Raw genomic sequence first — 20,622 nt, 5'->3', positions numbered from 1 at the left:
AAGTTTTTTATAAAAATTAAAATTCTTGATTTAACAAATCTCCACTTAAAAATAACAATTGTAATTCAGCAACTTTTGCTTCGTATTTTGCTTGACTTTTGTTCAATTGTACATTTAATAAGTTCAGTTGTGCTTGTCTAAAGTCGATAGAGTTTAGTTGTCCTAACTTAAATTTTTCTAAAGTTCTGTCAAAATTATTTTGAGCAGTCTCTATATTCAGTTCCTGTATTTGAAAAATTTTGTATTTGTTTTGATAATCTTCCCAAGCATTGTTAAAATCTCTTTCTATTTCTATCAAGATATTTTGTTGGGCAAGTTTTTCATTTTCTAAACTGAGTTTTGTGTTTCGAACAGAAACGTATTTTTTACTATCAAACAAACTCCATGACAAACTCAAGCCCGCAGACAAACCAGTGTTGGTAGCTGTGGTTAAAAATGATGCAGCATTGTTGTTGTTTTTAGACCATCCGTAACTACCTGTAAGTCCCAATGTAGGTATAAATTCTGATTTGATAAGCTTAGCCTCCAGTTCTTGAATGGCAATGTTGGTGTCAGATTTTAACAGTGCTATATTTCTACTTTTTGCCTTGTTTAGCAATTGTTCCTTTTTTTGCTTTAGATTGAAACCAACTTCTGTATTTACATCAAAATCTGTTTTAATGGCATTTCCTAAAATCACATTTAAATTGCGTTTGGCATTGCTTAGTTCTTGGTCTATTTGCATCAACTGTATGCTATCGTTATTCACATCAACTTGGGCATTTAATACTTCCAGTTTGGTGTTTTGACCGTAGTCAAATTGATAGACAGATCTTTTAGATCTTTCTTTAGAAATTTCAAAACTCTGAGATAACGTAGCTGTATTTTCTTTAAGTAAAGCCACATTGTAATACAAAGAAAACAACTGAATGATGGTGTTTTCTATGGTTTCTCTAGCTTGCAATTCAGATAAATGATACTCTTCTTTTAATTTTTTGTAGTTGTATTCTCTACCAAATCCATCAAAAAGAGTGTAATTGATATTTAAAGAAGCATTGTAACTAGAACTTTTAGCTTTGTTTAAAACAGTAACAGTCCCATTAGAAAATACGGCTTCTGTATTGTCTAAATTAGTGTTGGCACCAGCACTACCAGACAACGTAGGTAGGTAATCAGAGTTTAAAATGCTAGCGTTGTTTTTAGCCATTGCTACATTGTTGTTCTCCATTTTTATACCAAAGTTGTTTTGCAATGCTAACGCAACGGCTTGGTCTTGTGTTAAAAGCTCTTGTGCTTTTAGGGTTGAAATGCTAAAAGCAAATGCAATCCATAGACAGGTTTTAGTGCTCTTGTTCTTCATGTTGTTCTTTTATTGCGCGTTCAACTTCTTCTTTACTTACAGTATTTCCGGTAGCTAACCATTTTACATTCTTCTTAACACTATTGCTAAAAGACAAAAATAATGGTAAAACTAAAAGGGTTAGTATAGTAGCATATGCAATACCAAAGGATATTGAAATAGCCATAGGTTTTAAAAATTGTGCTTGTCTACTTTTTTCTAAAAGCAAAGGAGCTAAACCGGCAATGGTGGTTAATGAGGTTAAAAAGATGGCTCTAAATCTAGATTTACCAGCATCTAATAAGGCATCGTCAAATTTCATCCCTTCTTTTAAGTTGGTGTTGAATTTTCCAATCAAAACCAACCCATCATTTACCATAATACCAATCAAAGCAATAATTCCTAGTAGCGATAAAATGTTTACAGGGAAATTTAAAATCCAATGTCCCCAGGCAACTGCAGTCAAACTAAAAGGTACTAATAGCAACAATAATAAAGGCTGACTATAACTTCTAAACGTAAATGCAATGGTGATGTAAATCAAAAGCAAAATAATAGAACCAGCGGTGCTTAAAGAAGAAGATAGCTTGCTAGCTTCTCTGTTTTGCCCTTCAAAAGATGCTGAAATAGAAGGATACTTACTTTGCAAATCGGGAATGAAATTAGTTCTTATATCGTCTAAAATTTCAGTGTTACTTTCGTTAGGATTTTTTAAATCTGCAGAAATCTGAATTTCTCGTTGTCCTTCTAAGTGATTGATGGCTACTTCTCCACGAATGATGTCATAACTCGCAATATCTTTAAAAAACACTCTGTTTCCTGAAGGAGTAACAATACGCATTTTGTCTAAATCGTTGATAGAATTTCTGTTGTCACTATCGTAACGAACCCAAACTTTAATTTCATCTTGTCCTCGTTGAAAACGTTGTGCTTGTACTCCAAAAAAACCAGAACGTACTTGATTCATCACCGTTTTTAAATCCAACCCAAGAAGATAAGCATTTTCTTTTAAGAGAATTCTAATTTCTTTAATTCCCACAGGGTCGTTGTCTTCTATATCTTTTAATAGCGGATTGGTTTCTAGATAAGCTTTCAATTCTTTTTTAGAAGCTTTTAGTTCATCAATATTATTACTCAAAAGAGAAACAGAAACAGGGCTACCCCCAAAGTTACCCCCAGAGTTGTAAAGTAATTTTTCTACACCAACTACAGGTCCTACCAATTCTTGCAATCGGTTACTAATCATAAACGATTTAATTTCGTTAGGTCTTTCTTCACCAGGTAATAAATTTATGGTAAGTTTTGCGCTAGAACTACTTGTGAAACTTAAAATGGTGTTTTCAAATAGTTGTTTTTCGGTTGAACTATCAAAAAACTTTTCGGTAAATTCTTGGTTTACAATAAAAGATTTTTCTTCGATGAGCGAAATAATTGAATCTGTAATTTTTTCGTTGGTTCCTGCGGGCATTTCAAGTTGTATTGTAACACTATCACTTGCAACACTTGGAAAAAGAGTTACTTTGATAATACCTCCCATAATAGATCCAACAGTTAAAATTAGAAAACCAAAAAAGATACTTATTGATAAAACTTTAAATTTTAAAACAAAATCTAAAGTAGGACTGTATATTTTATCTCTTAAATAAGTCATTAGTTGATCTCCTAGCTTATTAATAATCCTCATTTTACCAAAAAAGAGTTTTAGTTTTGATGGATTTTCTTCTTCTACATAAGGTTGTAATGCTTTGGAATGAGCTAAGTGAGCAGGTAAAATAATCAGGGCTTCTACTAAAGAAACAACTAACGTTAAAATTACAATTACAGAAACTTCTCCAAAAAATTCTCCAATTCTACTGTCTAAAAATAAGAAGAGAGAGAAGGCTAAAAGTGTTGTGATGATTGCAGAAACTACAGGAGGAATTACTTCCATAGTTCCATCTATTGCAGCTTGTATAGGTGATTTTCCTTTCTCATAATGTTGGTAAATATTCTCAGCAATTACAATTCCATCATCTACCAAAATACCAATTACGATAATCATTCCAAAAAGTGACAGCACGTTGATGGTTACATCAAATTGATGGGCAAAAATAAACATTCCTAAAAAGGAAATAGGCAAACCAAAAGCTACCCAAAAGGCCAAACGAGTATTTAAGAATAAGGATAAAAATACCAAGACCAAAATCATTCCTACAATGGCATTTTCAGTAAGCAATTCTGTACGTTGCACCAATGTTTTAGACATGTCTCTAATAACATCTATCTGAATGTTTTCACTTTTTTGATTGTAAACTTCAATATAGTCTTTGATTTTTTCTGCAGACGTAATCAAATCTTCATTATTGGTACTTGTAACCGTTATGTTTACAGACAATTGTTGGTTAAAATAAGTAGCATTAGGAGTCTCTTCAAAACGATCTCTAATAATTGCAACATCTTTTAAACGAATCACTGTTCCGTTAGCATTTGCTTTTACAATGGTATTAAACAATTCGTGACCGTAATAAGACTTGTTGTTAGCTCGTATTAAGTATTCTTCAACATCTGTTTTAATTTCTCCTCCTGTTGTCAAAATGTTAGAATTGCTAACTGCATCTGCTACATCAGAAAAAGTCAAATTGTAGGCAATCAAACTAGTTTCGTTAACAGCAATTTCAATTTCCTCATCGGGAAAACCACTAATTTCTATTTGAGAAATACCATCAATAGCTCTTAAATCGGTTTCAACAGATCTGGCCAATTGCTTTAAGGTAGCCAAAGGGACTTCTTTACCACTGATAGCAAAAGAGATGGTTTGTCTAACTTCTTCTTGTTTGGAAACCACCAAAGGCTCCATTCCTGTAGGAAAACTAGGAACTCTATCCACTGCGTTTTTTACTTCTAAGAGCATAAAATCAATGTTTTCACCCTTTTCTATTTCTACAGTAATGGTTCCACTGTTTTCTTTAGAAATAGAGGTAACTCTGTCAACACCTTCAAGACCTTTTAAATTGTCTTCTATTTGCAATACAATTCCTTCTTCAATTTCTAGTGGAGCTGCACCAGGATAAACAATACTTATATTGATGATTTTAGAATCTACTAAAGGGAAAAAAGAAGACTTTAAAGAGGAGATTCCAAAAATTCCGAAAACAATAAAAGCAAGGATAAAAACATTTACCGCTACGTGATATTTGATGAAATAACTAATAATTTTTCTCATTAGTTTACAGTGTTTTTATAAGGACGTACCAACATACCTGCATAAGCTCCCGCAACAGGACTCTTTAAAATTACGGTTCCGTTAGGAATGTTTTGTAAGACGGCTTTTGTGTCTGAAAAATATACAGGGTTTACCGTTATTTTTTGAAGTGTTTTATTTACAACGCAAAATATTTCATTATTTTCTAACAATAGATTTCTGTTAATTTCGATAGCATTTTCTACTTTTTTAGCATCAATCAAAGCTTCTAAATACACTCCTTCTTTTAGTCGTTCTCCTTTTACTTCTATAAAAACTTCAAATGTTTGAGTCTCTGGATCTACACTTCCGTTGATACGGGTAATAGTACCAGTGTATTCTTCTGTTTTGTCTAAATTTCTCAAAGCCACCTGTTTTCCGGTTTCTAACACATGGGCAAAAGATTTGCTGATAGAAACTTGCATTTCGTAGATAGAAGGACTGATAAACTCTCCTAATTTTTGATTGCTTCTAATCAAACTTCCTTCTGTAGCCAATGCTTCCGTAAGAATTCCATCAAAAGGAGCCGTTAGTTTATATTTACCCAAACGCTCTTCTAGGTTTTTAACATTGTAATAGCTACTTACAATTCCACGTCCTACAATAAAAAAGTTTTCCTTCTCTGTTGTCATTTTTGGAAGTTGGTGGATAGGCTTGTTCATATCAAAACTACTTAGGTAACTTTGCCATTTTTCATACACTTCAGGAAAATCCAAACGTAAATCTGGCATGATAGCGACAAGATCATTGTACAAAACACTTTTAGCAGATTGTACATTTGCAGAATATTCAGCAGCATCAATGTGAATTAATGTTTCACCTTTGTGATAAAATTGTCCAGTTTTAAATAATTTTTTTCCAAGTTTTAGTATTCCTTGTACTTCGGAATACAATTCTATTCGTTGTTTTGCTACCAAACTACCGTTGGCTGGAATAATAATTGGAATTTCTTTGTTTAGAACAGTGTCTGTTAAAATAGATTTTACTGTTTTTTTAATTACAGGTTTGGGTTTTGTTTTATTGGCTATGATGTTCCTAGAAAGTAAAACGGCCCCAATAATAAATAATATCCCTAGGACGGACAAAATAATTTTTCGCATTTTTTATAGTGTAGTAAAGTTGATATAGTACTGTAAACGTTTGTTGTTAGTTAATCTGTATGTTTAACAAATATAGTACCAATACTTTGTTTATGAAATTTTAAAAAAAACTTAATTTAAGTAAGATAATTTAAGTACTATTATATTGCACTTTAGTCGTTATAAAGTAAAAAACCTTCTTAAATTAATAAGAAGGTTTTATTTATTTAATGAAAGGAGAATTAAATTCTTTTCAATTGATCTTTCATCATTTTAATTTGATCAGTAAGCATTCCGTGCTTGTCTAATTTTTTAGCTTCGTTTAATAGGGTGGTAGCTTCACGTTTTCTACGTTTGCTCATAGCAACACCTGCTAAGTTTAATTTTGCCATGGCAATATCGTGCCCCATACGCAATCCAATTCCCAAAGCTTTTTTTAATAGTTTTTCACCTTGAGTCATGTTTTTTTGAACCACCATCAATCCTTGTAAATAGTAAAAATAGGCTTGTTGAGAAGTAATCAAAGCTGCTTCTGGATTTTTAATTTTTGCCAACCACTGTTCGGTTCCTTCTAAGTTTTGTTTTCTCATTTGTAAAAATGCCAATAATAAAATCTCATTTTTAAAATAGAAAAACACAAATACTCCAGCTAACAAAAGTAGTAGAATACCATTTCCAATGTTTTCGTCTATAAATTGTAGTACTGCCAACACAGCAATACCTCCTGCTAAAACTAATTTTAAATACTTATGAAACATGTTGTTTGTTTGTAATTATACGATTTGCGAATTTACATTTTTAATTATGGAATCAACAATTCAATTTATTTTTTGTAGTATTTTTTAAATTTTAAGTAAGCCAAGACTCCAATTATAGCCACAATAGCTATAGAGTAATACACAAAACTAGGTGTTACTACCTGATCTCCACTAGCGTAAGAATGCAATCCAGAAAGGTAAAAATTTACTCCAAAGTAAGTCATCATAATACTAGCAAAAGCATATACAGATATAATGTTAAAGGCAAATTTTCCTCTCAATCCTGGCACCAATCTCATATGTAGTACAAAACCGTAAATCATAATACTAATCAGAGCCCAAGTTTCTTTAGGATCCCATCCCCAGTAACGTCCCCAACTTTCGTTAGCCCACATACCACCTAAAAAGTTACCAATGGTTAGCATAATCAGACCAACGGTCATACTCATTTCGTTGATAATAGTCAACTCATCAATTTTATGACGTAATGACTTTTTGTTTTTAGAAGTGGTTAAAATCATTAAAATTAACACCACCAAACCTAAAATCATACTTAGTGTAAAAGGCCCATAACTAGCAACAATAATGGCTACGTGAATCATCAACCAATAAGAATTTAGTACTGGTTGTAAATTTGCAATTTGTGGATCCATCCAGTTCCAGTGTGCAATCATCAATATCATGGCAGCAACAAAAGCAGTAGCAGCAACGGTCAACGAAGATTTTCTACCAAAAATCAATCCGAATAACATGGTTGCCCAGGCTACGTAAATAATAGATTCATAGGCATCAGACCAAGGAGCGTGACCACTAATAAACCAACGTACTCCCAAACCAATTGTTTGTAGAATGAATAAGAAAACAACAATTCCAACACTTCCTTTGATCAATAAGTTGACAATTTTTCCGTCTTTAAAAATTTGAAAAATGATAAATACAAATAACAAAGCACTGATGTACATGTAGTATGAAAACAGTTTTTTGAAAATATCATATTTGTTATAAGTAATTTCAAAATCAATTTTCTTTTGACTAGGATAGATTGCTGCACCGTATTTTTTTTGAAAGTTTTTAATTCCGTCTAAAATTTGATTTGCTTCCGTATAGTTTCCAGATTGTTTTGCTTGCCACAATGTTTGTCTGTAGGCAGGAATAATTTGTTTTACAAACACAGAATCAATACCAGTAAAACCAGCAGTTTCTAATTCTAGTTGAGAAACCCATGTATTGTTTTCATCATTTAATTTAGGATAAATACGCAAAATACTTCCGCTAATAGCAGTGTACAACAACCCTACACGTTTGTCTATGTTGATGATGTCTTTTTCAAAAGTGTTTTTCTTTTGATTTTTTTCTGCATTGGCAACATAATTGGTCAATTTGTAATTTCCGCTTGGGTCTATAAAATTAGACAATGCAGCGTATTTAGATTCAACATCAATGCCTAAAATGGTTCTTACTTTATCATCATTTCTTTCTAAATAAATCACAGGAGCTTCAAACCAAGCTCTAGGATTTTCTATCATAGATAAAAACACTTGATTGGCATCCAAACCGTTGTAAGTATCACTTTTACTCACTTTTCTCAACAATTCGCTCGCAAAAGTGTTTACGGGTTTCATTCGTCCACCAGCATCTTGAATCACCAATTTACTAAACTCTAGTGCGTGTTCTGGTTTTACAGCATTTTTAACAATAGCTTCTTTAATTTCTTTTAACGTTAGTTTTTGAGTAGGTTCGGTAGTGCTGTGGTTATGTGTATCATGATTGTGTTCTTCATGACTGTGCTCTTCATGACTGTGCTCTTCATGACTGTGCCCTTCGTGGTTGTGTCCCTCATGATTTTCTTGTGCAAATCCGAAGGATGTAGAAAGCCCAATAAGTAACGCAATGATGGTTGTTTTGTTTTTCAACTTGTTTAATTTTTGTCCTAACAAACCAAATCTTGTCTTTTTAAGAAATAAAGTCATAATCAAACAGGTGTATAATAAAGAATAACCTACATAGGTAATAAAAGTACCAATGGCATCATGGTTTACGGACAGTCTTGTTTCTTCTTTAGGTCCAGATAAATCGTAGCTAGATTGAAAGAATTTGTAACCTCGATAATCTAAAATATGATTCATAAAAATTCTAAAATCAAAAGTATTGTTGTTCTCTTCATCAATTAAAGTAACTTCACTTGCATAAGAAGCTGCGGATTCAGAACCAGGATATTTTTCCAATTGAAAATCATTCAGCTGAATGTGAAAAGGAAGTTTGATGATTTTTGATCCGTAAGAAAGGTTAAAGTTCAATCCTGCTAAAGTGAATGAAACAGGTTTGTTAGATGTATATTTTCCTCCTTTTACTTGTATCAAAGTCATTTTATCGTTAGAAGTAACTTTGAAAGTAAGCATGGCTTCTGGGAAAGATTTTTTGTCTTTTGCAGAGATTATTTTCATATCTCCTTTTACTGGTTTTTCAGGAATTACAAAACTCAATCCAGCAATTTGATGTAGGCTTAAGTAGTTAAATTTTGTGGTTTCTCCTTGAGGTATTTCCCCTGTAAATTGATCGGCCATTCTCATAAATGTACCTTTGTGCTGAGATTGAATATAGATTTCTCCGTTTACATTGGTGAAATTTATAGAAGTATTTTCTGGATTTTCAAATCCAACTAAAACCCCGTGAACATTCTCAATAGTTCCTTTTTTGATGTAGTGATCGTGTCTAGAACCAGAACTAGATTCTACAAAATGTAAATAATCATCCCCTTTTTCAGAAGTTGTAAATTCAGTTTTGGCATTTGGAATGTATTCCGTCAACTCAAATTTAATTTTTTGACCTCTAAAATCAGTTTCCAAATCATAAGAAGCCTTTCCCCATGCAGATAACAAAATAGGGCTGTGAACGTATTTTTCTTCTTTAAAATTATGAACGTTTACGTTTATATAGGTAGTCTCAGAAAATATTTCATTGCTTTTTTCTCCTTCCAAAATAGGCATTACTCCTTCAAAACTAACATATCTAGTTACACCAGCTCCAATAAGAATAAAAATAAAAGAAAGATGAAATAACAAAACCGTTAACTTTTCTTTCTTAAAAAGTTGGTATTTAAAAATATTTCCAAGAAAGTTGACAACAAAAAGTAACATGATCATTTCAAACCACCATGTGTTGTATACTAGTGCTTTTGAAGTTTCAGTTCCGTAATCATTTTCTATAAATGTTGCGATTCCCATTGATGTAGCAAAAACAATAAACAAGATTGCCATCAAGCGGGTACTGTAAAGAATATTCCAAATTTTTTTCATGGGGAACAATAAATTTTTAAGGTGCTAAATTACGTAATAAACGGTTAAAACTTGTCAATATTAGTGCCAATAGTGGTTCTAATTTTAACTTTTTTAGAGGATATTTTAAGACGGTAAAAATGTGTTTTGTTTTTTACTTTCATTAAAGAAGAAACTATTATATTGGTCTTAAAAAAAATAATATATGTCGCAATACAGTGTCGCTATTGTAGGTAGTGGGCCTTCGGGAGCATCCGCAGCTTTTCATTTGGCAAAAGCAGGAATCAAAACAGTTATTTTAGAAAAAGAAATTTTACCAAGATATAAAGTGTGTGGTGGCGGATTGGTTTATAGAGGTAGAAAAGAGATGCCTTTTGATGTTTCGGATGTGGTAGATATTGAATTCAATAAAATTGATGTCTATATGGGCAAAAATTTACATTTTCAGACAGAAAGAGAAGAGCCTATTGTTTCTCTTGTGATGCGAGATGCTTTTGACAAGTTGATTGTAGATAAAGCAAAAGAATTAGGAGTAGATTTGATACAGAATTGTAAGGTTCAAAAAATCAATAAAGTAGCCAATGGTATTGAGTTAGACACTACTCATGGAATTGTAAAAGCACAATTTGTAATTGCAGCAGATGGTGTGTATAGTCAAGTAGCAAAAATGGCAGGTTGGAAAGAAGAAACGCGTAATCTAATTCCAGCCTTGGAATATGAGATAGAAGTAAATGATGCAGATTTTGAAAGATTGTCTAAAGAAATACGTTTTGATATAGATGCTATTCCAGCGGGTTACGGTTGGTGTTTTCCTAAGAAAAATCACTTGTCTATTGGAGTGGGGGCTATTTTAAAAGACGATCAAAAAATTAAAGAATATTGTGCTGAGTATATTAAGTTTTTAGGGATAGAAGAAATTATCAGCATTGAAAAACACGGATATCAAATTCCAGTAACACCTCGTTTGGATGGTTTTGTAAAAGACAATGTGTTTTTGATTGGTGATGCGGCTGGTTTTGCAGATCCATTAACAGCAGAGGGAATTTCTAATGCTATATTGAGTGGTAAATTGGCTGCGGAAGCTATTGCTAGTTCAGAAGGGAATTCGGAAAAAGCAGCTAAGATGTACACAGACATTATTGAAAATACGATCATGCCAGAATTGCTAACATCTATGAAGCTGGCAAGGTTGTTTTACGGAAGTAAGGTAGTTAGAAAGTTCTTGTTGAAAAAATATGGGCAGCGTTTTAGTGAGGCTTTGACAGATATTTTTATGGGAGAAAAAAATTACCCCAAAGATGTAAATGAGAAGCTTAAAGAGAAATTGAAAGGATTGGTTTTTTAAACATTCTATCAATATGATTTTAAGATTGTTAAAAACAAAAAAACGCTTTGTAATATGTTTACAAAGCGTTTTTTATTTCTATTTTTTTTGTGCTAATTAAGCAACTCCGTCAATAATAGAATTCAACGTAGCACTTGCTCTCATTACAGAGTAAGTTAATTCTTGGTCTAATAAGTAATAACCACCAATGTTGGCAGGTTTACCTTGTACAGAAATTAATTCTTCTACAATTTTAGCTTCGTTTTCAGTCATTGCTTTTGCAATAGGAGTAAAGATAGCTTTGAACTCAGCATCTTTATCTTGAGCAGCCAATTCTTGTGCCCAATACAGTCCTAAATAGAAGTGAGAACCTCTGTTGTCAATTCCCCCAATTCTACGAGTAGGAGATTTGTCATTGTCTAAAAATCTACCTGTAGCTATGTCTAAAGTATCTGCTAAAACTTGTGCTTGTGTATTGCTGTATTTTTCACTAAGATGTTCTAAAGAAACAGCCAATGCTAAGAATTCTCCTAAAGAATCCCAACGTAAATAGTTTTCTTCTATCAACTGTTGAACGTGTTTTGGAGCAGAACCACCAGCACCTGTTTCAAACAATCCTCCACCATTCATTAATGGTACAATAGATAACATTTTAGCGGAAGTACCCAATTCTAAAATAGGGAATAAATCTGTTAAGTAATCACGCAATACGTTTCCTGTTACAGAAATAGTATCCAAACCAGCTTTTACTCTTTCTAAAGTGTATAAGGTAGCTTCAATAGGAGATTTGATGAAAATTTCCAATCCACTAGTATCGTGATCTGCTAAATAAGTCTTTACCTTTTTTATCATTTCAGCATCGTGAGCTCTGTTTTCATCCAACCAAAATACGGTAGGCCAACCTGTAGCTCTAGCTCTGTTAACTGCTAATTTTACCCAGTCTTGAATAGGAGCATCTTTTGCCTGACACATTCTAAAGATATCACCAGCTTCAACTTCTTGAGACAAGATAACGTTTCCGTTTTTGTCTACAACAGTTACCGTTCCTGCTTCTTCCAATTGGAAAGTTTTGTCATGAGAACCGTATTCTTCAGCTTTTTGAGCCATCAAACCTACGTTAGGAGTTGTTCCCATAGTAACAGGATCAAAAGCACCATTTTCTTTACAGAAGTCAATAGTAGCTTGGAATACTCCAGCATAACATCTGTCTGGAATCATTGCTTTGGTATCTTGTTGTTCTCCTTTGGCATTCCACATTTGACCAGAAGTACGAATCATTGCAGGCATAGAAGCATCTACAATTACATCTGATGGTACGTGCAAGTTGGTAATTCCTTTGTCAGAATTTACCATTGCCACAGCAGGAGCATTTGCATAAACAGCATCAATAGCTGCTTTTACTTCAGCTTCTTTTGGGTGCCCTGCAATTTTATTGTAAACATCACCCAAACCATTGGTTGCAGTAACATTCAGTTCCGTAAATAAATCAGCATATTTTTCAAAAACATCTTTGTAGAAAACTTCTACAATAGCACCAAAAATAACTGGGTCAGAAACCTTCATCATGGTAGCTTTCATGTGTAAAGATAACAACACGCCATTTGCTTTTGCATCTGCAATTTCTTTAGCAGCATATTCTTTTAAAGAATTGATGCTCATTACAGAAGTATCAATAATTTCTCCAGCCAATAAAGGAGCATATCCTTTTAAGTCTGTACCGTTGAAAGTAATTTTGTATTCAGTAGCTTCAGGAATTGTTATTGATTTTTCAGAACCATAAAAATCATTAGCTTCCATAGAAGCTACGTGTGTTTTAGAGTCTTTGCTCCAAGCACCCATTTTATGAGGATTCTTTTTAGCGTAATGTGAAACTGCTTTAGGGGCTCTACGGTCAGAGTTACCTTCACGTAACACAGGGTTTACAGCAGAACCTAAAACTTTAGAATATTGAGCTTTGATTGCTTTTTCTTCTTCGTTTTTAGGGTTTGCAGGATAGTTAGGGATATTGAATCCTTTTCCTTGCAATTCTTTTATAGCAGCTTGTAACTGAGGAATTGAAGCAGAAATGTTAGGCAATTTGATAATGTTTGCCTCTGGCGTTTTTGCCAATTCACCCAACTCAGCTAAAGCATCAGAAATTTTTTGATCATCTGTTAAGTACTCAGGAAAGTTAGCTAATATTCTTCCTGCTAAAGAGATATCTCTTGTTTCAACGTCAATACCAGCCTTGCTAGTAAAAGCTTTGATGATAGGTAATAAGGAATAGGTTGCTAGAGCAGGAGCTTCATCCGTTAACGTATAAATGATTTTTGAATTTTCTGTTGCCATTTTTAATTCTTTATGTTGTGTTATTAAGTTCTAAAGTTAGAAACTATGGTTTGATAAGTTTTGCAAATGTAGTAATATTCTCAACTTAATTGATGGTGTGTTAAAAACACAACGATTTTGGTGAAAATGTGCTATTTTAACGAATAAAAAAAGCCCAATACCTTGGTATTGAGCTTTTAATTTTCTTAAGTGGATAGAAATTACTTTCTTCTAACTTCTTTGATTCTTGCTTTCTTACCAGTAAGTTCTCTAAAGTAGTAGATTCTAGCTCTACGAACTTTACCTTGTTTGTTCATTTCAATTTTCTGAATTGCTGGCAAGTTGATTGGGAAGATACGCTCTACACCAATAGTTCCAGACATTTTACGAATGGTAAAAGTTTCGCTAGATCCAGTACCTCTTCTTTGGATTACAACTCCTCTAAAGAACTGAGTTCTAACTTTTTCTCCTTCTCTAATTTCGTAATAAACAGTAATAGTGTCTCCTGCTTTAAATGCCGGTAATTCTTTTTTTGTTACAAATTCGTTTTGTACAAATTTTACTAAAGATTCCATTTCTTATAATTTAATCATGGTTGTTCACTAAAATAACATTCACGGACCTCGTCAGAGGTTATTTTAGATTTGCAAAAATAAGAACAAAATATTAGATAACCATAAGTTTTGTTAAAGAAAATATAATTAATCTTCTAGTAAATCTGGTCTTACTCTCTCAGTGATTTCCAATGCTTTATCGGTTCTCCATTCTTCTATTTTCGGAAAGTTTCCACTAGTCAATACTTCTGGTACTTTGTGTCCCTTGTAATCTGCAGGTCTTGTGTATACAGGTGGTGATAATAAATCGTCTTGAAATGAATCTGTCAATGCGGATGTTTCATCTCCTAAAACTCCTGGAATCAACCTTAAAATAGTATCACACAATACGGCTGCACCCAATTCACCACCACTCAAAACATAATCTCCTATAGAAATTTCTTTGGTGATGAACATGTCTCTCACACGCTGATCAACTCCTTTGTAATGTCCACACAAAATAATCATGTTTTCTTTCATAGAAAGTGTATTTGCAGTGCGTTGGTTTAGTGTTGGAGCATCTGGAGTCATGTATATAATTTCATCATAATCTCTTTCGGCTTTTAGTTTGCTAATGCAAGCATCAATAGGTTCTATCATTAGCACCATACCTGCACCACCACCAAACTGCATGTCGTCAATTTTACCGTAATCGTTAACAGCAAAATCTCTTAAGTTGTGAAAATGAACTTCTACCAATCCTTTCTCTTGTGCTCTTTTCATAATAGAGTATTCAAATGGACTTTGTATCAATTCTGGAGAAACGGTAATGATATCTATACGCATGGTAATTTTTTTTGCAAAAGTAGTTATTTAGTAGTTAGCACTGTGTACTAAAAAGAAGCTTTGATCATTCTATCATTTCCAAAAATATCTTTTTGGAGTGTTACATGTTTAAAACCGATGTCTTTTAACAAATCAACAGTTTCTTTTCCTAAATACTGATTGATTTCGTAGTACAATGCTCCATTTGGTTTTAAAGCTTGTTTGGCAAGTTGTGCTATTTTTCTGTAAAAAATTAAAGGATCTTCATCTGCAACAAACAAAGCCAAATGAGGCTCGTGTGCTAAAACATTTTGTTGCATTTCTTTTTTTTCTAAATTTCTTACATAAGGCGGATTGCTAACAATGACATCGTAAGATTTGGAGATTTTTTCTGTTTTTAAAATGTCTTGATGTATAAACTCAATAGCTACTTTATTGATGTTTGCATTTTCTTTAGCAGTCTCAATAGCTTTTTTAGAAACATCTATTGTTTGTACCGTTGCTTGTTTTAATTGATGTTTTAATAGAATGGGAATGCATCCTGTTCCTGTTCCTATATCCAAAATATCGATGTTGTTTTTAGAAAAAGAATCGGCAACAATCCATCGAATCAATTCTTCGGTTTCAGGTCTGGGAATCAATACGTTTGGATTTACAATGAATTTCAAATCCATAAATTCTGTAAAACCAATCAAATGCTGTATTGGTTGTTGTGTCATCAATCCATCAATAATATTTTGAAGTTGCAATTGCTCTATTTTAGAAATTTCTTGCTGCGGATTTAATGCAACATCAATTTTGGACAATTTGAGTACATCCTCAAGTAAAATTCTAAAGAAAGAGTCAAGCTCAGTAGTGGGATAGTGATCTTTCAAAGTAACATAAAGATGTTGTTTAAATGAGAGTAAAGTCATTAATTGGCTTATTTATTGATATTTTTGTTGCGACTACAAATATACATATATGAAGTACGTAAAAATAATATTGGTTTTTATAAGTGTAATCTCTCTGGTTTCTTGTGGAGATTTAAAAGCTCCAGAATATGTGGGAGTCAGAAATGTAATGGTTTCTAAAGTGGTGAATGATTCTATTGTAATCAAAGCAGATTTGGATTTTAACAATCCAAATAAAATTGGAGGTAAAATTAGTTTGAATAATTTGCATGCGGAAGTCAATAGTATTGATTTGGGCTATTTAAAAAATCAAAAAGTAAAAGTACCTTCTAAGAAAAACTTTTACGTTCCTTTGGAGTTAAAATTATCGTACAGTCAACTTTTTGATTCTAAAAAAGGATTGATGAGTTCTATATTAAATAGTATTTTTACCAATAAAATTGAGGTGAAGTTGCAAGGACAAGCTACGTTTGAAAAACTGTTTGTGACAAAAAAATACCCTATCAATTATTCAGAAAAAATAAAGATTCATAACTAATGGATGTACAACATCTACAATACATGCAACGGGCAATAGCCATTGCAAAAAAAGGAACAAGACAAGCATATCCAAATCCATCTGTAGGAGCTATTGTTGTTTGTAATGGTGTTATTATAGGTGAGGGGTATACCAACGCTTATGGTGGTTCACACGCAGAAGTAAACGCAATCAATTCTGTAAAAGACCAAAGTCTGTTGTCTAAAGCTACGTTGTACGTTACGTTAGAGCCTTGTTCGCATTATGGAAAAACGCCCCCTTGTGCAAATTTGATTGTTGCGAAACAAATTCCTAAAATATACATTGGATGTGTAGATACATTTTCTAAAGTTGCGGGTAAAGGAATTCAACTGTTGTTGGCATCGGGTTGCGAAGTGCATGTGGGAGTTTTGGAAGAGGAATGTGAGGAATTGCACAAGCGTTTTTTTACGTTTCATAATAAAAAACGACCTTATGTTTTGTTAAAATGGGCTGAAACCAGAGATGGTTTTATTGATAAAGATAGAACGGTAACTGCTTATGAAGAAGCACAGCCTACATGGATTTCTAATGAGTTGTCTAGACAGAAAGTACATCAAATTCGTGCTCAAGAACACGCTATTTTGGTAGGAACCAATACTGCGTTAAAAGACAATCCTACGTTGACCACAAGAAGTTTTGGAGGAGAATCTCCCGTAAGAATTTTGATAGATAAATCTTTAAAAGTTCCTCAATCGTATCATTTGTACAACGGAGCTGTTAAAACATTGGTGTTTACAGAACAAGAAGCTACTCATGAGCATGTGATTTTTAAGAAAATAAATTTTAATGAAAACATACTTTCGCAGTTGTTGACAGCTTTGTATGAAGAAAATATTCAATCTGTTTTGGTAGAAGGAGGAAGGCAGTTACTCACTACTTTTATAGCACAGAAATTGTGGGATGAGGCAAAGGTTTTTGTTGGAGATTCACTTTTTGAAAATGGAGTTTTAGCTCCTGAATTGGAAGGAGAACTCGTGAGAATTCAGCATTTTGGAGAAGATTTTTTAAAACACTATAGACCCAAAGCCTAATGATGTATCTCTTTTTAAGTATTTTTTTTACTGTTTTGGTATTTGTCATTTTGAAAGAATTCAATCGTTATCAGTTGGATAACCTTCAGGCGATTGTAGTTAGTTATTTTTTAGCTTTTGCGATTGGTTATTTTTTTAGTGAAGTAGAGATTTCAGTTCCGTTTTTAATTACAAAAGATTGGGTTTTTGGAGCTGTTGCAATTGCAATTATTTTTATAATTGTGTTCAATTTAATGGCATTAACAGCTCAAAAAGGTGGTTTGTCTGTAATGACGGTTGCCAACAAAATGAGCGTGGTAATTCCCATTGTTGCAGGAATTGTTTTGTACAATGAGTCTATAGGAATAGTAAAGTTGATAGGAATCGTTTTTGCGCTTTTAGGAGTTTGGTTTACATCGAAAAAATCGGGAGCAGAAAAATTTGACAAACGCCTTTGGTATTTGCCGTTGCTAATTTTTATAGGAAGTGGATTGGCAGATACATTGTTAAATCACATGCAAACCCATTATGTTCCAAGTCATGAGTTTGACATATTTTCCACATCGTTATTTTTGTTTTGTGGTCTGATAGGTGTCTTGGTTTTCAGTATCCGATTGTTTTTTGGAAACACAAAAATATCACCCAAAAGTTGGCTTGGAGGTTTGGCTTTGGGAGCTCCTAATTACTTTTCTATTTATTTTTTTATCAAAGCACTGTCTCAAAAAGAATACGGTACAGCTCTTATTTTTTCTGCTAATAATCTTTTAGTGGTCCTGTTGTCTGTATTATTGGGATTGTTTTTATACAAAGAAAAATTAAGCAAACTAAATTATTTTGGTTTGGGAATGTCGTTAATTGCTATTGTCTTTTTGTCCTTTGCCTTATGAAAGAACCGTTACATACTTATAAAACCATTGATATAACTGTAGCGCAAGTTCTTTTCAAAGAAAAAGGAAGCAAGTTTATAGGTTATTTAATTCCTGTAACTACAGAAGATGAGGTGAAAGAAGCCTTGGAGGGAATTAAAAAACAATACCACGATGCTAGGCATTGGTGTTATGCTTACAGATTGGGTTACGATGGATTAACCTATAGAGTGAATGACGATGGAGAACCAAGTAATACAGCTGGTCAGCCTATTTACGGACAGTTGTTGGCTTTTGATGTAACTAATGTTCTCTTGGTGGTTGTTCGGTATTTTGGAGGTGTTAAGCTAGGTGTAGGAGGTTTGATAAAAGCATATAGAACTTGTGCGGAAGAAACATTACGTGAGGCAACAATACTGGAGAAAACAATTAAAGAAACATTTACTGTTTTAAGTTCTTATGAGCATGTAGATAAAGTGATGAGGTTGATCAAAACTTTTGACTTAGAAATAACAGAACAAGAAATGTATTTAGATTGTAAATTTGTATTGTGTTCTCCAGTAGCTATTTTTAAAAATGTAATTCAAGCATTTGATGATTTGAGATGTGTAAAAGTAATTTTGTCATCAAATTCATAATATTATGCATGCATAATTGCATTTAAAATGTATTCTGGGCATCGTATCGGTTTATTTTTTTTCATGTCTACAAATACCAAAGTCGATTCTGCAGTTGTTAACAATTCGTTTTCTTGATTGTAGACTTCATAAGTGAAAATAATCTTTACATTAGGTTCTTGTTTTAGGGCAGTTTTAATTGTTAAAACATCATCATATTTGGCAGGTTTTTTGAAGTTGATATTTAAGTTGACAACGGGCAGCATAACACCATTGTCTTCCATGCTTTTGTAGGAGATGCCAGAGTCTCTAAGCCATTCAATACGAGCAGTTTCAAAGTGTTTTGCATAGTTGCTGTGATGCACATATTGCATCTGATCTGTTTCGTAATATTTTACTCTATGAGTATAAAATTTGGGATTCATATTGTGTATTTGATAATTACTTCATTCTAGGTAAAAAAAAACTGAAATGCAATAGGGGATAGGTTTTTTTTTAATGAATTTTATTCACACTTTTGTAGTCCCCTAAAGATGATTGTGGTACTTAACTAATGTTAAGGGCTCAATCAGCTGATTATTAAAACTAATAAGTGCAAACGAAAACTATGATAAAAACCGCCGAAGATGTTTGGGCATCATGCTTGAGATTTATAAAGGACAATATTACACCAGTTGGTTATAAAACATGGTTTGAGCCTATTGTTCCGGTTAAATTAGAGGGTGCTGCATTGACAATTCAGGTACCTAGTAAATTTTTCTTTGAGTTTCTAGAGGAGAATTACGTCAAGATTATGCGAAGTGCATTGGTAAGAGAATTAGGAAAAGAAGCTCGTTTGTTGTACGATGTTCGTTTAGAAAACTCATACAGTAGTAAAGTTCCGCAAACAGTAAAAATACCGAGTTCTAACCGAGCCCCAATGAAACCTCAAAACGTTTCATTTGTGGCTAAAAGTGTTAGCAGAGAAGTTAAAAATCCATTTATTATTCCTGGATTACAAAAGGTAAAAGTTGAGTCTAATTTGAATCCAAATTATTGTTTTGACAATTTTATGGAAGGAGAATCCAATCGTTTAGGTAGATCTGCAGGAATGGCAGTTGCTAACAAACCAGGAGGAACTTCTTTCAATCCTTTGATGATTTACGGAGGTGTAGGTTTGGGTAAAACACACTTGGCTCATGCCATTGGTGTACAGGTAAAAGATAAATATCCAGACAAAACGGTTCTTTACGTATCTACGGAAAAGTTCATTCAGCAATATGGTGACGCTGTTTTAAAAAATAACAACAGAAACGACTTTTTACATTTTTATCAGATGATAGATGTATTGATTGTTGATGATATTCAGTTCTTGTCAGGAAAGACAAAAACTCAAGATGCTTTCTTTCAGATTTTTAACGAATTGCATCAAAATGGGAAACAGGTAATTTTGACATCTGACAAAGCACCTGTGGATATGCAAGATATTGAACAACGTTTGTTGTCTCGTTTCAAATGGGGATTGTCTGCAGAGTTGCAAGCTCCAGATTACGAAACTCGTATCGGGATTTTGAAAAATCGCTTGTATAGAGATGGTGTAGAAGTTCCAGATGATGTGATTGAGTTTATCGCTAAGCACATCAAAAGCAATGTGCGTGAGTTGGAGGGGGTTGTTACTTCTTTGATAGCACAATCTGCATTCAATAAAAAAGAATTTAGTCTTGCTTTGGCTAAAAGTATTGTTGATAAGTTTGTGAAAAACACAAAGAAAGAAGTTTCTGTAGATTACATTCAGAAAGTAGTTTCTAAGTATTTTGAAATTGATTTGGCAACATTACAGTCTAAGACAAGAAAAAGACATATTGTACAAGCAAGACAATTGGCCATGTATTTTTCTAAAAAGTTGACCAAATCTTCATTAGCAAGTATTGGTTCTCAGATAGGAAAAAGAGATCACGCTACTGTATTACATGCATGTAAAACAGTAGATAATTTAACTGCTACAGACAAACAGTTTAAGAAATATGTTGACGATATTTCTAAAAAATTATCTTTTTAA

16 protein-coding genes are annotated in these 20,622 nt (G+C 33.1%); 6 read left to right on the top strand and 10 right to left on the bottom strand.

What is annotated here, in order from left to right; all coding sequences use genetic code 11:
- Positions 1 to 16: 16 nt before the first annotated feature.
- The 5 genes from Q4548_RS03775 to ccsA all read right to left on the bottom strand — a co-directional run bounded on the left by Q4548_RS03775 (position 17) and on the right by ccsA (position 9,671).
- Positions 17 to 1,339 carry a TolC family protein gene (locus tag Q4548_RS03775; RefSeq protein ID WP_303451714.1) on the bottom strand — a complete coding sequence of 441 codons (1,323 nt, stop codon included), beginning with the start codon at positions 1,337 to 1,339 and terminating at the stop codon, positions 17 to 19.
- The gene (locus Q4548_RS03770; RefSeq protein WP_303451712.1) at positions 1,320 to 4,520 is read right to left on the bottom strand and encodes an efflux RND transporter permease subunit; all 3,201 of its coding nucleotides are present in this window, start codon (positions 4,518 to 4,520) and stop codon (positions 1,320 to 1,322) included. The genes Q4548_RS03775 and Q4548_RS03770 overlap by 20 nt, the downstream gene beginning before the upstream one ends.
- On the bottom strand, positions 4,520 to 5,638 hold the full coding sequence (locus tag Q4548_RS03765; protein ID WP_303451710.1) for an efflux RND transporter periplasmic adaptor subunit: 1,119 nt from the start codon (positions 5,636 to 5,638) through the stop codon (positions 4,520 to 4,522). The genes Q4548_RS03770 and Q4548_RS03765 overlap by 1 nt, the downstream gene beginning before the upstream one ends.
- Positions 5,639 to 5,859: 221 nt before the next feature.
- Positions 5,860 to 6,375: a DUF2892 domain-containing protein gene (locus tag Q4548_RS03760; RefSeq protein WP_303451708.1), complete on the bottom strand. Its 516-nt coding sequence runs from the start codon at positions 6,373 to 6,375 to the stop codon at positions 5,860 to 5,862.
- Positions 6,376 to 6,440: 65 nt separating this feature from the next.
- Positions 6,441 to 9,671 (bottom strand): cytochrome c biogenesis protein CcsA, encoded by a 3,231-nt coding sequence (gene ccsA, locus Q4548_RS03755; protein WP_303451706.1) that lies wholly within the window; start codon positions 9,669 to 9,671, stop codon positions 6,441 to 6,443.
- Positions 9,672 to 9,855: 184 nt separating this feature from the next.
- Between ccsA and Q4548_RS03750 the strand changes: the two genes are divergently transcribed.
- The gene (locus Q4548_RS03750) at positions 9,856 to 10,995 is read left to right on the top strand and encodes a geranylgeranyl reductase family protein (RefSeq protein WP_303451704.1); all 1,140 of its coding nucleotides are present in this window, start codon (positions 9,856 to 9,858) and stop codon (positions 10,993 to 10,995) included.
- A gap of 96 nt (positions 10,996 to 11,091) precedes the next feature.
- Here the strand turns inward: Q4548_RS03750 and Q4548_RS03745 are convergent, their stop codons facing one another.
- The 4 genes from Q4548_RS03745 to prmC form a co-directional block, all read right to left on the bottom strand.
- On the bottom strand, positions 11,092 to 13,302 hold the full coding sequence (locus tag Q4548_RS03745) for an NADP-dependent isocitrate dehydrogenase (protein WP_303451702.1): 2,211 nt from the start codon (positions 13,300 to 13,302) through the stop codon (positions 11,092 to 11,094).
- Positions 13,303 to 13,502: 200 nt separating this feature from the next.
- Positions 13,503 to 13,856 (bottom strand): 50S ribosomal protein L19, encoded by a 354-nt coding sequence (gene rplS / locus Q4548_RS03740; protein ID WP_303451700.1) that lies wholly within the window; start codon positions 13,854 to 13,856, stop codon positions 13,503 to 13,505.
- 126 nt (positions 13,857 to 13,982) lie between these two features.
- On the bottom strand, positions 13,983 to 14,660 hold the full coding sequence (gene trmD / locus Q4548_RS03735; protein ID WP_303451698.1) for a tRNA (guanosine(37)-N1)-methyltransferase TrmD: 678 nt from the start codon (positions 14,658 to 14,660) through the stop codon (positions 13,983 to 13,985).
- A gap of 47 nt (positions 14,661 to 14,707) precedes the next feature.
- Positions 14,708 to 15,553 (bottom strand): peptide chain release factor N(5)-glutamine methyltransferase, encoded by an 846-nt coding sequence (gene prmC, locus Q4548_RS03730; RefSeq protein ID WP_303451697.1) that lies wholly within the window; start codon positions 15,551 to 15,553, stop codon positions 14,708 to 14,710.
- Between the two features lie 49 nt (positions 15,554 to 15,602).
- On the opposite strand from prmC, the gene Q4548_RS03725 reads away from it, so the two are divergent.
- The 4 genes from Q4548_RS03725 to Q4548_RS03710 are packed head-to-tail and all read left to right on the top strand — an operon-like array spanning position 15,603 to position 18,605.
- Positions 15,603 to 16,070 (top strand): hypothetical protein, encoded by a 468-nt coding sequence (locus Q4548_RS03725; RefSeq protein ID WP_303451694.1) that lies wholly within the window; start codon positions 15,603 to 15,605, stop codon positions 16,068 to 16,070.
- The gene (gene ribD, locus Q4548_RS03720; protein WP_303451692.1) at positions 16,070 to 17,122 is read left to right on the top strand and encodes a bifunctional diaminohydroxyphosphoribosylaminopyrimidine deaminase/5-amino-6-(5-phosphoribosylamino)uracil reductase RibD; all 1,053 of its coding nucleotides are present in this window, start codon (positions 16,070 to 16,072) and stop codon (positions 17,120 to 17,122) included. Before Q4548_RS03725 ends, ribD begins: the two co-directional genes overlap by 1 nt.
- Positions 17,122 to 17,988 carry an EamA family transporter gene (locus Q4548_RS03715; protein ID WP_303451690.1) on the top strand — a complete coding sequence of 289 codons (867 nt, stop codon included), beginning with the start codon at positions 17,122 to 17,124 and terminating at the stop codon, positions 17,986 to 17,988. The genes ribD and Q4548_RS03715 overlap by 1 nt, the downstream gene beginning before the upstream one ends.
- Positions 17,985 to 18,605, top strand: a complete 621-nt coding sequence (locus Q4548_RS03710; RefSeq protein WP_303451688.1) for a YigZ family protein — start codon at positions 17,985 to 17,987, stop codon at positions 18,603 to 18,605. Before Q4548_RS03715 ends, Q4548_RS03710 begins: the two co-directional genes overlap by 4 nt.
- Positions 18,606 to 18,607: 2 nt before the next feature.
- Here the strand turns inward: Q4548_RS03710 and Q4548_RS03705 are convergent, their stop codons facing one another.
- Positions 18,608 to 19,009, bottom strand: a complete 402-nt coding sequence (locus tag Q4548_RS03705) for a thioesterase family protein (protein ID WP_303451687.1) — start codon at positions 19,007 to 19,009, stop codon at positions 18,608 to 18,610.
- Positions 19,010 to 19,191: 182 nt separating this feature from the next.
- Between Q4548_RS03705 and dnaA the strand changes: the two genes are divergently transcribed.
- The gene (gene dnaA / locus Q4548_RS03700; protein ID WP_303451685.1) at positions 19,192 to 20,622 is read left to right on the top strand and encodes a chromosomal replication initiator protein DnaA; all 1,431 of its coding nucleotides are present in this window, start codon (positions 19,192 to 19,194) and stop codon (positions 20,620 to 20,622) included.

Origin of the sequence: Wenyingzhuangia sp. 2_MG-2023 (genome assembly GCF_030548295.1) — a bacterium.
Lineage (GTDB): Bacteria > Bacteroidota > Bacteroidia > Flavobacteriales > Flavobacteriaceae > Wenyingzhuangia.
This window is presented reverse-complemented; position numbering and strand designations above follow the sequence as displayed.

Bases quoted from the DNA above. Each gene is read 5' to 3' on its own strand.
- Q4548_RS03775 (WP_303451714.1), bottom strand. From the start codon at position 1,339: ATGAAGAACAAGAGCACTAAAACCTGTCTATGGATTGCATTTGCTTTT.
- Q4548_RS03765 (WP_303451710.1), bottom strand. From the start codon at position 5,638: ATGCGAAAAATTATTTTGTCCGTCCTAGGGATATTATTTATTATTGGG.
- Q4548_RS03725 (WP_303451694.1), top strand. From the start codon at position 15,603: ATGAAGTACGTAAAAATAATATTGGTTTTTATAAGTGTAATCTCTCTG.
- prmC (WP_303451697.1), bottom strand. From the start codon at position 15,553: ATGACTTTACTCTCATTTAAACAACATCTTTATGTTACTTTGAAAGAT.
- Q4548_RS03750 (WP_303451704.1), top strand. From the start codon at position 9,856: ATGTCGCAATACAGTGTCGCTATTGTAGGTAGTGGGCCTTCGGGAGCA.
- Q4548_RS03710 (WP_303451688.1), top strand. From the start codon at position 17,985: ATGAAAGAACCGTTACATACTTATAAAACCATTGATATAACTGTAGCG.
- ribD (WP_303451692.1), top strand. From the start codon at position 16,070: ATGGATGTACAACATCTACAATACATGCAACGGGCAATAGCCATTGCA.
- ccsA (WP_303451706.1), bottom strand. From the start codon at position 9,671: ATGAAAAAAATTTGGAATATTCTTTACAGTACCCGCTTGATGGCAATC.
- Q4548_RS03715 (WP_303451690.1), top strand. From the start codon at position 17,122: ATGATGTATCTCTTTTTAAGTATTTTTTTTACTGTTTTGGTATTTGTC.
- Q4548_RS03760 (WP_303451708.1), bottom strand. From the start codon at position 6,375: ATGTTTCATAAGTATTTAAAATTAGTTTTAGCAGGAGGTATTGCTGTG.
- trmD (WP_303451698.1), bottom strand. From the start codon at position 14,660: ATGCGTATAGATATCATTACCGTTTCTCCAGAATTGATACAAAGTCCA.
- Q4548_RS03705 (WP_303451687.1), bottom strand. From the start codon at position 19,009: ATGAATCCCAAATTTTATACTCATAGAGTAAAATATTACGAAACAGAT.
- rplS (WP_303451700.1), bottom strand. From the start codon at position 13,856: ATGGAATCTTTAGTAAAATTTGTACAAAACGAATTTGTAACAAAAAAA.
- Q4548_RS03770 (WP_303451712.1), bottom strand. From the start codon at position 4,520: ATGAGAAAAATTATTAGTTATTTCATCAAATATCACGTAGCGGTAAAT.
- Q4548_RS03745 (WP_303451702.1), bottom strand. From the start codon at position 13,302: ATGGCAACAGAAAATTCAAAAATCATTTATACGTTAACGGATGAAGCT.
- dnaA (WP_303451685.1), top strand. From the start codon at position 19,192: ATGATAAAAACCGCCGAAGATGTTTGGGCATCATGCTTGAGATTTATA.